The sequence below is a fragment of the Candidatus Chloroploca mongolica genome, from assembly GCF_004762035.2.
Taxonomy (GTDB): Bacteria; Chloroflexota; Chloroflexia; order Chloroflexales; family Chloroflexaceae; genus Chloroploca; species Chloroploca mongolica.
Map to the genome: position 1 here is coordinate 62,983 of NZ_SIJK02000010.1, position 14,913 is coordinate 77,895.

General features: G+C 59.3%; 8 protein-coding genes. 7 read left to right on the top strand and 1 reads right to left on the bottom strand.

Features of this window, described 5'->3' with window-relative positions; all coding sequences use genetic code 11:
• Window positions 1-53 precede the first annotated feature (53 nt).
• The 5 genes from EYB53_RS07695 (at window position 54) to tasC (ending at window position 6,036) form a co-directional block, all read left to right on the top strand.
• Complete coding sequence (locus EYB53_RS07695; protein WP_135477625.1) at window positions 54-653, top strand: HAS-barrel domain-containing protein; 600 nt, start codon at window positions 54-56, stop codon at window positions 651-653.
• A 9-nt stretch (window positions 654-662) separates the two neighbouring features.
• A complete protein-coding gene (locus EYB53_RS07700) occupies window positions 663-1,685 on the top strand; it encodes an LLM class F420-dependent oxidoreductase (protein ID WP_135477626.1) in 1,023 nt (340 codons plus the stop codon).
• Window positions 1,685-2,833 carry a pyridoxal phosphate-dependent aminotransferase gene (locus EYB53_RS07705; RefSeq protein ID WP_135477627.1) on the top strand — a complete coding sequence of 383 codons (1,149 nt, stop codon included), beginning with the start codon at window positions 1,685-1,687 and terminating at the stop codon, window positions 2,831-2,833. The genes EYB53_RS07700 and EYB53_RS07705 overlap by 1 nt, the downstream gene beginning before the upstream one ends.
• A 114-nt stretch (window positions 2,834-2,947) precedes the next feature.
• Window positions 2,948-3,850 (top strand): dedicated sortase, encoded by a 903-nt coding sequence (gene srt, locus EYB53_RS07710; protein WP_135477628.1) that lies wholly within the window; start codon window positions 2,948-2,950, stop codon window positions 3,848-3,850.
• Between the two features lie 14 nt (window positions 3,851-3,864).
• Window positions 3,865-6,036 (top strand): sortase-dependent surface protein TasC, encoded by a 2,172-nt coding sequence (gene tasC / locus EYB53_RS07715; RefSeq protein ID WP_167857306.1) that lies wholly within the window; start codon window positions 3,865-3,867, stop codon window positions 6,034-6,036.
• Window positions 6,037-6,094: 58 nt separating this feature from the next.
• Here the strand turns inward: tasC and EYB53_RS07720 are convergent, their stop codons facing one another.
• Window positions 6,095-8,917, bottom strand: coding sequence for a VWA domain-containing protein (locus EYB53_RS07720; protein WP_135477631.1), 2,823 nt, complete (start codon window positions 8,915-8,917; stop codon window positions 6,095-6,097).
• Window positions 8,918-9,134: 217 nt separating this feature from the next.
• On the opposite strand from EYB53_RS07720, the gene EYB53_RS07725 reads away from it, so the two are divergent.
• Together EYB53_RS07725 and EYB53_RS07730 are read left to right on the top strand one after the other, a co-directional pair.
• Window positions 9,135-11,105, top strand: coding sequence for a fructose-1,6-bisphosphatase (locus EYB53_RS07725; protein WP_135477632.1), 1,971 nt, complete (start codon window positions 9,135-9,137; stop codon window positions 11,103-11,105).
• Window positions 11,106-11,117: 12 nt separating this feature from the next.
• A complete protein-coding gene (locus tag EYB53_RS07730) occupies window positions 11,118-14,888 on the top strand; it encodes a S8 family serine peptidase (protein WP_135477633.1) in 3,771 nt (1,256 codons plus the stop codon).
• Window positions 14,889-14,913: the final 25 nt, after the last annotated feature.

Here is a 14,913-nt window from a genome sequence, read left to right on the forward strand (position 1 = left end):
AGACGGGGGGTAGTTACCTCCCGTCTTGTGTTTGTGTTTAAGTGGTACCCCAGATGCAACGCATCGGCGAAGTGATTGAAGCGTCAACGACCCGTTTTACCGCAGGCGCCTATGAGTTGCTCGAGGCACCGCCTTTTGGTTCTCTGGTGCGGGCGGTGACCCGCGATCCCACCCTCGAAGTCTATGGTCTCGTCTATGAGATTCGTACCAGTAGCAAAGATCCTGGGGGCCGTGCGCTCGTACGTGGGCGTACCTATAGCGGGCGTGAGTTGTTTGACGAGGAGATCTATGCCGAACATCCTGACCTCGCTGAGGTGTTGCAAACCGAGTTTTCGGCGTTGACCGTTGGCTATGTTGCGGATGGTCAAATCTGCCACTATTTGCCTCCTCAGCCTCCGCCTGTGCATTATTCAGTTTATGCCGCAACCTCTATTGAGATGATCCGCTTTAGTGAGGTGACCAGTTTTTTTCGCGGGGTGCTCTTTGCTGCCCAGATCCCCGGTGACGAGCTGCTGGCTGCCTCGATTCGTGGCTTTGCCCGTGTGCGCCCCGATGGCGAACCCTACCTGCTTCGCGCTGGACGCGAAGTGGCCGGTCTGCTCAAAGATGATTACGACCGCCTGACGGCGTTGCTACGACGCATTCGCCCATAGGAGCAAGCTATGTTGCTTGATGTTGCTGTTCCGGTAGATGCGAATCCTTTGCCTACCGCTGTTGAACTTGCCCGCGCCGCCGAGTCGATTGGTTTTGCTGCTCTCTGGACGCCCGAGACCGGGCATAATGGCTTTTTGCCTCTGGTGCTGGCGGCTGAACATACCAGCCGTATGACGCTTGGTACCGCTGTTGCGATTGCGTTTCCCCGTAGCCCGATGATTACGGCCCAGCTTGCCTGGGATCTCGCAGCCTATAGCCAGGGACGCTTTGTGCTTGGGCTTGGGACGCAGGTGCGTGCCCATATTGAGCGTCGCTTCAGTGCCAATTTTGATCAGCCGGTTGCGCGCCTCCGTGATTATATCCTTGCGCTCAGGGCGATCTGGACGTGCTGGCAAACTGGGGGACCCCTGCGGTATCGCGGTGAGTTCTATCAGCATACGCTGATGTCGCCCTTCTTTAACCCCGGCCCGATCGAGCATCCGATGATTCCGATCTATATTGCCGGCGTCAATAGCGGCCTTGCCCAACTTGCGGGTGAGCTCTGCGATGGCTTTCATGCCCATCCCCTCAATAGTGCGCGCTATCTCACCGAGGTTTTGCGCCCTCAGGTGGCCGCTGGCGCAGCGAAAGCGGGTCGCGATCCTTCGGCCTGTATGCTGGCAGGCAGTAGCTTTGTGATTACTGGTGCCGAACCCAAGCAGCGCGAGCAGTTGCGCCATTTTGTGCGTCAGCAGCTTGCTTTCTATGGTTCAACGCCGTCGTATCGCCCGGTGCTCGAATGCCACGGGTGGGGGGGCGTCGGTGAGCAACTCTCGCAACTCGCCAGTCAGCAGCGCTGGACAGAGATGCCCGCACTGATCACTGATGAGATGGTCGCAACCTTTGCGGTTGAGGCTGACCCTGCCGATCTTGGGGCGGCGCTGCGCGCACGCTACGAGGGTCTCCTTGATCGCGTTGCTCTCTATATCCCTTTTGTCCCCGGGCAGATGGACGATTTCTGGCGTCAATTGGTGCAGACGGTGCATCGCTAATGCCGGGCGTCTATGACGATCTCGATCTGAGCCCGAATGAGTTGGAACTGGCCCGCCTGCACCAGCAGGCGTCCGGGGGCTACCTTGATCTCAGCAGTAGCAATCCGACGGAACACGGGCTCATCTTTCCACCCCAGGTGCTGCAGCAGGCTGCCGAGGGCTTCTGGGCGTCGCGACGTTATGCGCCTGACCCGCATGGCAGTGTGACTGCCCGTGCTGCGGTGGTGGCTTATTATGCGGGGCGTACGCCGGCGCTGCACCTGACCCTTGATGATCTCTTCATCACGGCCAGTACGAGCGAAGCCTACGCCTTGCTTTTTGCACTGCTTGCTGATCCGGGGGACAACCTGCTCGCCCCTGGTCTTTGCTATCCGCTCTTCGAATACCTGGCCGCCTTACGCAAGCTTGAGTTGCGCCCCTATCAACTCTGTGAAGAAGACGGCTGGCGTATCGATGAGGCCTCACTCCGTGATGCAGTTGACCAGCGTACCCGTGCCATTCTCCTCATTTCGCCGCATAATCCTACTGGCTCGGTGATCCAGCAACCAGTGGCGGTGCTGCGCGAACTTGGGTTGCCACTCATTTGTGATGAGGTCTTTGCCGCCTTTACGTATGCCCAACCCCACGTGCCACCGCTCGCCGCGTTGCATCCTGAATTGCCGGTCTTTACCCTGAATGGTATCTCGAAGTTCTTTGCCCTACCTGATCTCAAACTGGGTTGGATCGCACTCAATCCACCGGCGCGCCACTTTCTCCCTCGGCTCGAATTGTTGAACGATACCTTTCTGGGGGCCAACAGCCTGACCCAGTATCTTGCACCTGCCCTCTTTGCCCAGGGTATGGATTTTGTCAACGCAATGGTTGCCCGGGTACGCGCCAACCTTGACCTGTTTTTCGCAACGATTCGTCAGGCTCCTCAGATCACGCTTCGCCCGCCTGATGGTGGCTACTACCTCTTTCCGGCGGTACACGGCTGGGAGGATGAAGATGCGCTGGTGTTGCACTTGCTTGCGCATGGGGTGCTGGTCCATCCAGGCTATTTTTATGGCGAAGCAGCGGGCACGCATCTCCTCATTTCTGCCCTGACCGAGCCGACTCAGTTTGCCGATGGGCTTACACGTCTGATGCAAGCACTTACAAGATCGTGATTTTCATGCGCTCCTATTGCATCTGTACACACCTGGTTGTATAATCATTACCACGACGAAAGACAAGGCGACAGGCCATCACCTTGTCTTCAACCTCATCAGCCAGGCGTTTCCATGCCGCGAATTGTTGCCTCGCCGGTCGCTCGGCCGGATGATCAAGATGCTCAGCTCCTGAGTACGTTGCTCACCAGTGACGTGCCGAGTCGCCGTGAGAGTCTGCGTGCGGCACGGGTGCGTTCTGTCTCACAGCAGCGTAATGAGGCCCTGCGCGGCTATCTTTTGCGTAACGGGGTTGACCGTGCCCTTTTTGTCGTTGAGCGGGTGCTCATCGTGGCGGCTTTTGTGGCGTTTGGCTACTGGTTGCTCGATGGCTATGGTCGCGATTGGCTCTATGTGTTGCGCCAGACCCAACCTGTTGCAGCGAGCCAGGTGGAGCTCGATCGCACCTCTGCCCCCGCACTCAGCACGCCGATGCCATCTGTTCCATCAGAGGCGCTGCCGGTCGCTCCCCTGCCCTTTATTCATCGGGATGAAGAGCCGTCGTCGTTTGCGTCCGATGACCAGTTTCTCGTGCCGCAGATGATGCGTGCGCCCCCGGTGGCTGATGATCCACGTCCGCAACGCCTCTTGATGCCCTCACTTGGGGCCGAGATGGAGGTCTATGAAGTCTTTGTGCGCAATAATGAATGGGAAGTAGCCGAGTACGCGGCTGGCTTTCATCATGGCAGTGCGCTGCCCGGTGAGGTAGGCAATACGGTGCTCTCGGGGCACGCTGGGCTCAGAGGGGCTGTGTTTCGGCACCTTGGGCGCCTCAAGCCCGGTGATCAGGTTGTCATTGAAACGAGTAACTGGCGCTATACTTACCAGGTGCGCCATACCCACAATGTTTGGCCGCATCAAGTTGAAGTGATGGATCCGACTTCTATGCCAGTTTTGACCTTGATTACTTGTACCAACTGGGATACACAGCGTTTGATTGTCGTTGCCGATTTAATTGATGTAAGCCCTCTGTCTTGAGCCGAGGAGATAATATGAAACCTCCTGCACGGGGACGCCCCTCTCAACCAGGCCGTGGTCGCGGGCCTGTTCGCTGGACGGTATGGGAGATCAGCCTGATTGTCCTCAGCATTGTGATGATCGCCTTTCCGCTCTACGCCGAAGCGACGCGCCTTGTTTTCGCGCCGGTTGCTCCGGCGCAGGAGAATCCTACGGCGACGCCTGATCTTGCGTTTCCGCCTACGAATACGCCGCTACCACCACCAACTGAGACACCACTGCCTGATTTGACACCAACCACTGATCCGATTTCTCCTCAGCCTTCACCTTCGGGTACGGGGACAAATCAAGGGCCAACCCTGACGCCGACTAATACTCCGTTGGCCGGGACACCCAGTGCCACAAGTACAGGTGAACCTGCTACGCCAACGACTGAGCCAGGGTCGCCGACGCCAACGGCTGAGCCAGGGTCGCCGACGCCAACGGCTGAGCCAGGGTCGCCGACGCCAACGGCTGAGCCAGGGTCGCCGACGGCCACGGCTGAGCCAGGGTCGCCGACGCCAACGGCTGAGCCAGTTTCACCAACAGCAACCTTTACGGTGATTCCTACGGTGGTGCCGAGTCCCACCAGTGACGTGCCGCCAACCGGCATCACTATTTTCAAGATTGCCTCATCGTCGCAGGTTGCCCAGGGGCAACAGTTCAGTTACAACATCTCGGTTGTTTCGACGAGCACGGCGAATCAGGCGGTACGGTTGCAAGACAATCTTGATGCCAACCTTGAATTCCTCGGGCTTGATGCTCGTGGTGGTTCATGTAGCGGCGGTCAGACGATTGTCTGTGATCTGACGGTGAACAGTGGCAACTCTGCGTCGATCACTTTGCAAGTGCGGGTTCGCCCGAGTGCTGCGGTTGGGACGACGATTAACAATGTTGCGACCGCACCGGGTGCCGAGACAAGTGGGGCTTCGATCAGGGTTCTTGGAGGCACGCCTGGGCCTTCGACTACCCCTGTTGGCCCGTCGCCTACAGCGGCCTATCCTTTCCCGACGACGCCTGTAGTGCCGTCGCCCACGACGCCCGTTGGTCCGTCGCCCACGACGCCCGTTGGTCCGTCGCCTACGACGCCATTGCTGCCTTCACCGACCACGCCTCCAGTGGTTGTGCCCACCACGCCTCCAGGCGTTGATCCGACGGTACCGCCGGTCGTTGTTCCGCCTGCTGGTGAACCTGCGCCACCAGCCACGTCATTGCCGATAGCCCCGCCGGCTCCGCCAACACCTCAGCCTGCCGTGCCAACCGAGCCGCCAACGCCGGCCCCACCTCCACCTGGCCCGACGGTGATCCGCCCAACGGCGGCACCACGACCACCTTCTGGTGGGGGGAGTACCGGGGGAAGCAGTGCTGCGACAAGCACGCCCGTTCAAGTCACCGCCACTACTGCGGTGACTCCTTCGCCAGGGCTTGGGGGAAACCAGACAGGAAGCGATGTCTTCTTCCGCATGGCAAGTGACTGGGGGAGTGCTTATCCTGGTCAGATCATCAATTACACCCTGGTTGTGCGCAATACGCGCTCTGCTGCTGCAGGAGGTGCCAACGATCTGCGAACGGTGAACATGCGGACGCTCTTGCCAAGCAATCTTGAAGTGCTTGGCGCACGGGCCGACCGCGGCACTGATCCGACCATCACCGGGAACGAAATCCGTCATGCGGTCGAAGTGCTGCAACCCGGTGAGAGTGTCGAACTCACCATCAATACCCGCATCAAGACGAGCGTCACGGCTGGTACGTTGCTGGTGGCGCAGGGGCAACTCACCTATGCCGGACGACCGCAAGAGCTCTTCTCGAACATTGTTTCGGTGCAGGTTGTTGGCAGCACGCCACCGACGGTTGGACCGACCTTTACGCCAACAGTTGATCCAACCAGTACCCCCGATCCGGGGCCATCGCCTGTCCCACCAGGGGCCACCGCCGTGCCAACCAGCACGCCAGCTCCGGGTGCGCCATCGCCTACACCGGTCACGACCCCGCCAGCAGGTGGTCAACCCGATCCGCAGCCAACATCTGAACCAGGCGGCAAACCCCCAGGTGAGACCTCGCCGTTGCCTGAAACAAGCACGGGTGTCCCGCTGATTGGGGTGCTGATGCTTGGGCTGACCCTATTAACCAGGACATGGCGTTTGCACCGAGCCAAAGAACGTATTTAAAGCGATACGCCCAATGCCGTGGCCGATGGACAGCTTTGCTGTCCATCGGCCACGGCGTTTATTCTTCGCCGGTGGTGCGTTTGCGGGCGCGTTCTTTGGCGGCCCGCAGGCGTTCGAGGGGATCGTCGTCAGGGGCCTCTGCGTCGGTTGACTGGCTGGCACCTCGGATGCGCGTGCTGGCCCGTGCCTTAGCCTGCTGGAGCCGTGCGAGCGTCGGGTCGGGTGGGGCAACCTCGGCGGCGGCGCGTTGAGCGGCAGCCCGCTGCTGCCGTGAACGCCAGAACTGGCTGAAGGGGAGGTCGCCGGGTTGCAGCATCAACCGACGGAGGGCGATGTCAAAGGGGAGCAGCATAAGGGCGAGCAAGAGCAGACTCAGCCCGATTTCGCGGGCCTGGGTGACGCGCCCTGCGACCGGCAGAAAAGCGTCGGCAGGCTCGCTCAGGCGCTGGCCCCCGGTCAGGGCGGCCAGTTCGTCGAGTAGGGCCGGATTCCCCTGGCCGCCACGATATTCCGATGAGTAGGGTACAACCAGGCCCGCCATCTCTTGCAGGACAACGCGCTCGGCGGCAGCACCACTGATCTGGACAAGATACGTGCCAGGGGTTGGGCTTTCGACACGGCCCTGATAGGTCAAGGCCCCAACCTGGGGTAACGGCACGGCACGCCGTGAGCCATCGGTGCCAATCAAGGTTGCCGTGACGGCCAGGTTTTCCTGGCCTGGCCCTGCATTCAGGCGGATCATCGTCTCGCCGCCGGCGACGAGCAGATCGGTGCTGATCTCCTGGCCGCCACGGACGGGCAAGATATCACCCACGACCTGCCCTGCAAAACGCGGAAAACCCTCCCAGGACATCCAGTCAATGGCCCATTTCCCTTTGGTATCGCTCAACCAGGCAGCGCTGCGTCCGAGGCCATACTGCCATGTTGCCAGCAGCGGTTGGGCATCATCGGTCTCCAACAAGACGCGAGCGCTATTCTTCAGGGTACTGCCATTGAACCCGTAGAGCGGAGGCAAGCTGCCGAGCCCATTGAGCACCGGGCTACTGCCGATCATCACCGGGGTAAATGGGCGTTCGACAATATAGTTGCCCACGGCGCTGATCGTCTCTTGGACGAAGATCTGCGGCACAGTGGTAATATCTTCGGCGAAATAGTAACGGCCGCCGCCAGTAGTGGCGAGATTTTCGAGGAAGGTGGCCGACCCACTTCCGGCGGCAATTGTGGTCAGGGTCATGCCCTGTTCACGCATCCGGGCAGCGATCTCCAACTGATCCCCACCGGTGCCCCAACCATCGGTGAGCAGCACGACGTGTTTGAGCCGGGCATCAACCTGTTGCAACATTGCTTCGGCCTGGATCAAGCCAGAACGAATATTGGTGGCCCCACGCGGCTCAACGCCTGCCAGCGCATCGAGAATCTGATCAAGCGAGGCCCCAGTGGTTGCGGGCAGCGTATCGAAGGCCCGACTATCAAAGGTGACAATGCCAAGGGTATCTTGTGGCCCAAGCAGGGCTGAGGCTTGCGCGACCGCTTCTTTGGCAATATCAACTTTGCGCACCCCGCCAAGTTGCGAAGGGTTACTGCTCATATCGGGGCTGCTGCAGTGGCAAGCATCCATTGAACCTGATTTATCAATCACAAAGACCATCGCGAGATCGGGGCGTTCTTCGCGGTTGCGCACATCCATATAGACGGGCATCGTCTCTTCGATCGGCGTGCGACCGTAGCCGCCAACGCCAAAACTATCGCCCCCACCAATCATCATCAAGCCGCGTCCGAGGTCGCGCACATACCCTGGCAAGGCGCGCATAGCGCCCACAGGCAAGGTGCGTGCAGGTGTATTGACGAGAATAACCGCATCATAGGTGATCATTCCCGCCAGATCCGAGGGCATCATCGCTGGCGAAAGTACCTCGGGATTCATATTGGTGGCTTCAAGGGCGCTGACGAGCGGTTGCGCATCAGCCTGATCTTGCGCCACAACGAGGATCCGTGGTGGCCCCTGGACTTGAATGAGCGCAGCGGCTTCATTATTCTGTGCTCGCCCATCGCGTTCGGGCTCGATCTGCACACGGAAGCGTTGAAAGCCATTGCCAGCAATCTCGACGGCAAACGTCACCTCGGTCAGACCGGGTTGCAGGGCGAGTTGTTGTTCGCTGATCGTGCCCCCATCGCCGATCAACCGCACCGTCGCCTGTTGCGCCACATTGCTCTCGATCATAGCAACAACCGTTGCCACCTGGCCCTCACGCACCTGAGCCGGGGCTTCGACGCTAGCAACGAGCGCCTCGGCTTCACCGGCACCGATGGTTAACGCCACGACTTCAATTGGAATGCCACGACTTGCCGCGAGGCGCGCCGCATCAACGGCGCGTCCGGCATTCTCACCCCCATCCGAGAGCAAGACGAGGCGCCGCGAAGCATCGGCGGGAAAGAGAGCGAGGCCGAGTTGGATTGCCTGTTCAAGATTGCTACGGGTAGCAATTGGCACCGAACTGATCCGTCCGAGGCGTTGTTCTTCGCTGGGTGTCCGTTCGACTAGGGCATTGCCGCCAAAGACCACAATTGCTGCCCGATCACGCTCGGGCATCGCCTGCAATGCCTCCTGCATAAACGTCTCGGCCTGCGCTCGCGCCGATGCCGAGAGCGAGTCGCTGCCATCGAGCAAAAAGACGGTCGTCAGCCGATTGACTGGAAGTACCAGCTGCACCCCTGCGATCGCAAGAACGAGGGCAAGGGCGATGAGCGTGCGCACGGTCAGGCTTGACCAAAAACGCCACGGGGCCAGGCGGCGTGGGGTGAGCACAGCAATTGCCACCATCAACCCGATCAAGCCCAGCAACCAGAGCATCTCAGGATACACAAAGGAGAGACGAGGCATAGGATCATTCTCAACTGTGGTGGCAGCCATAGAAGGCTGGCCGCAGCGTACAAACGTGGTTTGGTTATGCTAGAGGCATTGTACCCCATCGGCTGATGAGGGACAATCCCAATGACTTTGCTCATGCCCTGGCGAAGCAGCCGTACCTTGTACCAAATCCTGCAAGGATTTGGTACAATGGTAAAAATTCTCCCTCACCTCAACGAGATCAACCCCTATGAGCTACAGTGACCAGGAACTCAGGCTTTTGCAGTTGCTCAGTCGTCGCTTCCCCTCCATTACAGCTGCCCACAACGAGATGATCAATCTCTACGCGATTATGGCCTTGCCCAAGGGAACCGACCACTATCTCTCGGATATTCATGGGGCTTATGATCAGTTTGACCATATTCTGCGCCATGCCTCGGGTGCGGTGAGGCGCAAGCTTGCTCAGACCTTTGAAGGTGAACTGACTGATCAGGAACAGATCGAACTGGCGCTTCTCGTCTATCATCCCGAGCAGAAGCTCCGAGCGACCTTGCCTACACTTGATCAGCCAGCGACCTGGATTGCCGAGACGATTGTGCGGCTGGCACGGGTAGCCCGTACGTCAGCCCAGAAATACACGCGGAGCAAAGTGCGGAAACGGCTCGACTCCCAGCGTGCCTATGTGCTTGAAGAGCTATTGAGCGAGAGCGAAGTCGCCGAGACAGCCCAGAAGGAACAGTATTATCGGAGCATCGTAGCGACGATTGTTGAGCTAGGTGAAGGTGAGACTTTCATTGTAATGCTGGCGGATCTCATCCGTAGCCTGGTCATTGATCGTCTCTATGTCATTGGTGATATCTACGACCGTGGCCCGGCTGCCGAGAAGGTCATGGATCGTCTGATGCGTTACCACTATGTCTCGATCCAGTGGGGCAATCACGATGTCTCATGGATGGGTGCAGCGAGTGGTTGCCCGGCTCTCGTGGCTAATGTGGTGCGCGTTGCCCTGCGTTATAGCACGCTCTCAACCCTGATTGATGGCTATGGCATTAATTTGCGCGAACTCAGCCGTTTCGCCGATACCGTATACAGCCATGACCCGTGTCACGCCTTTCGCCCCAAAGTCGCTTCGCCAATTGAAGATTATACCCCCGCAGCGCTCGCCCGGATGCACAAAGCGATTGCCGCCATTCAATTCAAACTTGAAGCCCAGATCATCCGACGCCATCCTGAATACCAGATGGAGCACCGGTTGATTCTGGATGGCCTGGATCTTGCCGCCGGGACGGCAAGGATCGAGGGGCGTACCTATCAGTTGCTTGATGCAAACTGGCCGACGATGGGCGGGCGTGATCGTTCGGTTCTGACCCCTGGCGAGGCCGAGGTGATTGCCGATCTCTGTGCCCAGTTTCAACAGAGTACACGCTTGCAACGGCATATCCGCTTTCTTTATAGCTATGGCAATATGTTCCAGGTTCACGACGGCAACCTGAAATTCCACGGTTGTCTGCCGGTGGATGAAGGGGGTAATTTTATTCACTTTCTCCTTGGTGGTGAAGAACTCGCTGGCCCCGCCCTGCTGACCCGCTATGAACAAATGGCGCGTGAAGCCTTCTTTAACCGCGATCCACAGTTGCGCCGGGCTGGACAGGATGCCCTCTGGTATCTCTGGTGTGGTGAGCATTCGCCCCTCTATGGGCGTCTGCGGATGGCGACGTTCGAGCGGTATGTCATTGCCGATCCTGCGTCGCATGAAGAACCCAAGGGACCCTATTATGCGTTGCGTGACGATGAGGTTTTTTGTAGACGAGTGCTGGCCGCGTTCGGAGCTGATCCCGAACACGGTCATATTATTAACGGTCACACGCCAGTCAAGACCAGGCGTGGTGAGCGTCCGCTGCTGGCGAATGGCAAGCTCATCATCATTGATGGCGGCATGAGCGAGGCCTACCAGCACGAGACGGGGATCGCGGGTTATACCCTAGTTGGTAGCTCGCACGTCTTGATTCTTGCCGCCCACGAAGCTTTTACCAGTGCCGAAGCGATGATCCGCACCGGCCATGACCCGACGCCCCACACCGAGTATGTTCAGACCTTTCCTCGCCGTCTGCTGATTGGTGATACCGATACGGGTACGTTGCTCCGTGGTCAACTCGAAGACCTGCGAAAACTGGTTGCGGCTTATCGCGAAGGAGTGTTGATCGAGCAAGATCCTTTGTAGAGGAGGAATATTATGCGGCGCTTCACTACATCTCTGGCCCTCTTTTTTGCCATCCTGCTGATGGTAGGCATGGTTTCGGTCGCAGAGAGTCGGCAGCCTGCGTTTCAGCAGCCGATCTATCTCCAGGCTGGTGTCTTTGATCCACTTGTTGATCGTGAACCCCATAGCCCGCTCTTGAGCGCGGTACAGGGTGGCGAAAATCCGTACTATCTTGTCCAGTTTACTGGGCCAGTGCAGGCGGACTGGCTGGCTCAGCTTGAACGCCTTGGGGCCGAGGTGCTCGGTTATCTGCCCGAGCATACGCACGTGATGCGCATTGCGCCGGAGGATGTGGCGAAGGTGCGTGCCATGTATGCGGTGCGTTGGCTCGGAGCGTATCAACCGGCCTATAAACTTGCCCCGGCAATGACTGCCGTGATGACTGGCCCACAACTTGCCGATGCACGCAGCCAGGTGACGATCATTGCGCATCCGGGCGAGTCGTTGCCCGCCTTGCGCATGTTTTTGCGCGGCCAGGGCGCCGTGATCGAGGATAGTGCTGCGCTTGCGACGGGTGCTGTTGTACGGGCGACGCTTCCTCTTGCCAGCCTCGCCGAGCTTGCTGCCCATCCCGCGATTGCCTGGATCGAGCCCTATCTGGTGCCTGAACTGACCAATGCCGAGGGCCGCAGGATCATGGGCGTCGAGGCGATCTGGCAGAGCCGCGGGCTGTATGGCGCGGGCCAGATTGTCGCGATCTCTGACTCGGGGTTGAGTGTCGGCCAGGGAAATAATGTCAGTCAGTTGAGCCCGGATTTCCAGGGCAGCCTGGTGCGAGCCTTTGCCCCCAGTGAGATGCTGCCAGGGGCACCGCAGTGTGCCGCGAAAACATCCTGGACCGACCTGAATGGTCACGGTACCCACGTCGCTGGTTCGGTGCTGGGCAATGGCTCGCAGTCGGGTGCAGTGCCGGCCAATAATCAGTATGGAACCTCAGAGGCTGGCCCGGCACCAAAGGCGCGCATGGTCTTTATGGCGATGAATACTGATGGTTCGACGGGTATTCAATGTGTGCCGGTCAATGGGAATTATATTGCCCTCGGCTATGAGAATGGTGCCCGCATCTCGACCAATAGTTGGGGTTCGAATGCGCAGGGGGCCTATACCCAGAACTCGATGGTGGTTGATGACTATATCTGGCGCAACCAGAATTATCTGGTGCTCTACTCGGCGGGCAATGCCGGGCGCAATGGCGCGCAGACAATTGGCTCGCCTGGTTCCGCTAAGAATACCTTGACCGTCGGGGCTTCGGAGAATAATCGCCCTGCGCTTGGATCTTCCTCGGATAATCCCAATCAGGTCGCCGATTTTTCGTCGCGTGGGCCAACGGCTGATGGGCGGCTGAAGCCTGACCTTGTGGCCCCTGGCACCAACATTCTGTCGGTGCTCGGTGCTCAGGCGTCTGGCCTTGAGCCAGTGGCCCCCGGGGTGCCGTATGCCTATTCGAGTGGAACGTCGATGGCGACACCGCTGACCGCCGGGGTTGCGACGCAGGTACGTGAGTGGGTGACGGGCGAACGTGGGGTGGCCGATCCGAGTGCCGCGTTGCTCAAGGCGTTGCTCATTCACGGGACGGCCCGTATGCCTGGGGCCTTGCCCAACTTTGATAGCGGCTGGGGCCGGGTTGATCTCAAGAATATTCTTGAGGCCAATTACGCCGTTTTTGAGGATAATCGCAGTGGCCTGACCAATGGACAAGAGCGTGAGTTCACGGTGCAGGTCGCCGGGAGCACACCTGCCGGTACGCTCTTTGTCCAGTCACCGTCGCCTGTGCTGACCGAAAACCCTGCCGCTTATCTGACTGCCAGTGGCACTCCTGCTGTCCAGGGTCGTATGCGTTTTGGCGCTGGTGACGTGAGCCTCCAGACGGTGCCAGGTTACGATCAGCCGCCGGTCACTTCGCCTATTCCCGACAGCACGGGTACCGATAAAACTGGTCTGCCTGGTCTGAATAGCCCGCTTGCCGTGCCAGCGATCACGGGCCAGGGTGCCTTGAACCTGCAGATCACGCCGGCGGAGGATAGCCCTACCACCAGTGCATTTGCCTACAATGTGGTGCTTGGGGGTGATTTTGAAGATCCAGGTTGGCAGGTCTTCAATCAACTTTGGCTGGGCCAGGGGGCCCCGTTGCGCACCAGTCGTGCGCTTGGCGAGCCAGTGATCAATGGCGATGCCTCGATCTGGCTTGGCGGCACCCCGGTCAATGATGCGATCTTCTACCCGGTCAGTTTCCCGCGCACCATTGATAGTGCCAACGCCAGTGCCGTACAGTTCCTCTTTGCGATGGCGAACTTTGATCTTGGATTCGATCAATTCTGCTTTGCGTTGCTCGATCCGTCAGGGGCTGTGATCGCCGGGATGTCGGCGTGTAGCGATGGTACCGGCCTCGATCCCTTGACGATCTATCAAGTCCAAGTCGCCTTTACTGCCGATCAGCGTGCGGCACTTGCCGGTATGTCGGGCTACCTTGCCCTCTTTACCAATGGTGATGGTGCGTCACCGCATATGTCAGCCTTCGTTGACGATGTGCTCTTGCAGATCGACTATCCCGATATGGCGATGGAGGCGGTGCCTGCGGCGGGTCCTCCTGGCTCGACCTTTATGCTGGCGGCGATCAATGCGGTACCCTATTTCCCGGTGCAGGTCTGCAATACGAGTTGTGCCAGCCCGGAGAATGTCCTTGGCACGGTCTATGCCGATGCACGCGGCGATGTGCTGGCCTATTTGCAGACCGACGCTGATATTGCGCCTGGACAGCGGACAGTGGTGATGAGCGATGTGGCGAGTCGAACGGCGGGTACCACGCTGACCATTGTTGGGGGTGTGACGCCCGAAGTCACGATTACGCCTTCGACCGGGCCTGCCGGCACCGAGTTTGGGCTCACCGGGGCGGGCTTTAGCCCCAACGATGGCAATATCACGTTGGCTGTGAATGGCCAGAATCTTGGTACGGTGGGCAGCAATGTCAATGGCGAGCTTGGTGTCACCCTGCGCACCGCCTCGAATACCCCGGCTGGCACCTATCAAGTCGCACTCACCGATAGCGCCGGTCGCACTGCCTCGGCGCAGTTCCAGGTGACCGCTGTCAGCGGCGATCAACCGGTGATGACCGTTGCCCCTCAGACCGGTGCGCCGGGCTCGGGCTTTGTCTTCCAGGGCCGCGGCTTTGCGCCATCCCAGGCGATCCAGTTTGATCTTGATGGCGAGGCTATCGGTCAGCTTGCGGCTGGGCCTGATGGAACCTTTGAGGTTGCCCTGACGACCAATCCGAACATTCCGCCGGGAACCTACACGCTACGCGCAACCCAGGGCCAACGCCAGGCGAGCGCGCAGTTCCAGATCACTGGTGGCGGTGGAGGTGGTGGTGGCACCGAGCCTCCGCCGAGTGGCAATGGGCTCTATGTGACCCTAGTCTGGACTGATCCGCCGGCACAGGCGAGTGCCGCCCGAACCCTCGTCAATAATCTCGATCTGGTTGTGATTGCCCCCGATCAGACGCAGTTCCTCGGCAATGGCCAGGCTGATCAGATCAACAATGTCGAGGGCGTTCGGATCGAGAATCCGGCTGCCGGTACCTACCGCATCATCGTACGGGCAACTGCACTCAATGCGGTCTTTGGCTCGCAACCCTTTGCCTTGATCGCCACGACCGGGCAGAGTTATAGCTCGAATACGGGCGATCGAAACCTTGGTGAGCGGCCACAATTGGATAACAAGGTCTTTGTGCCGTTGATCAAGCGCTGATCGTTCGTTCTGGTGTATGATGGTG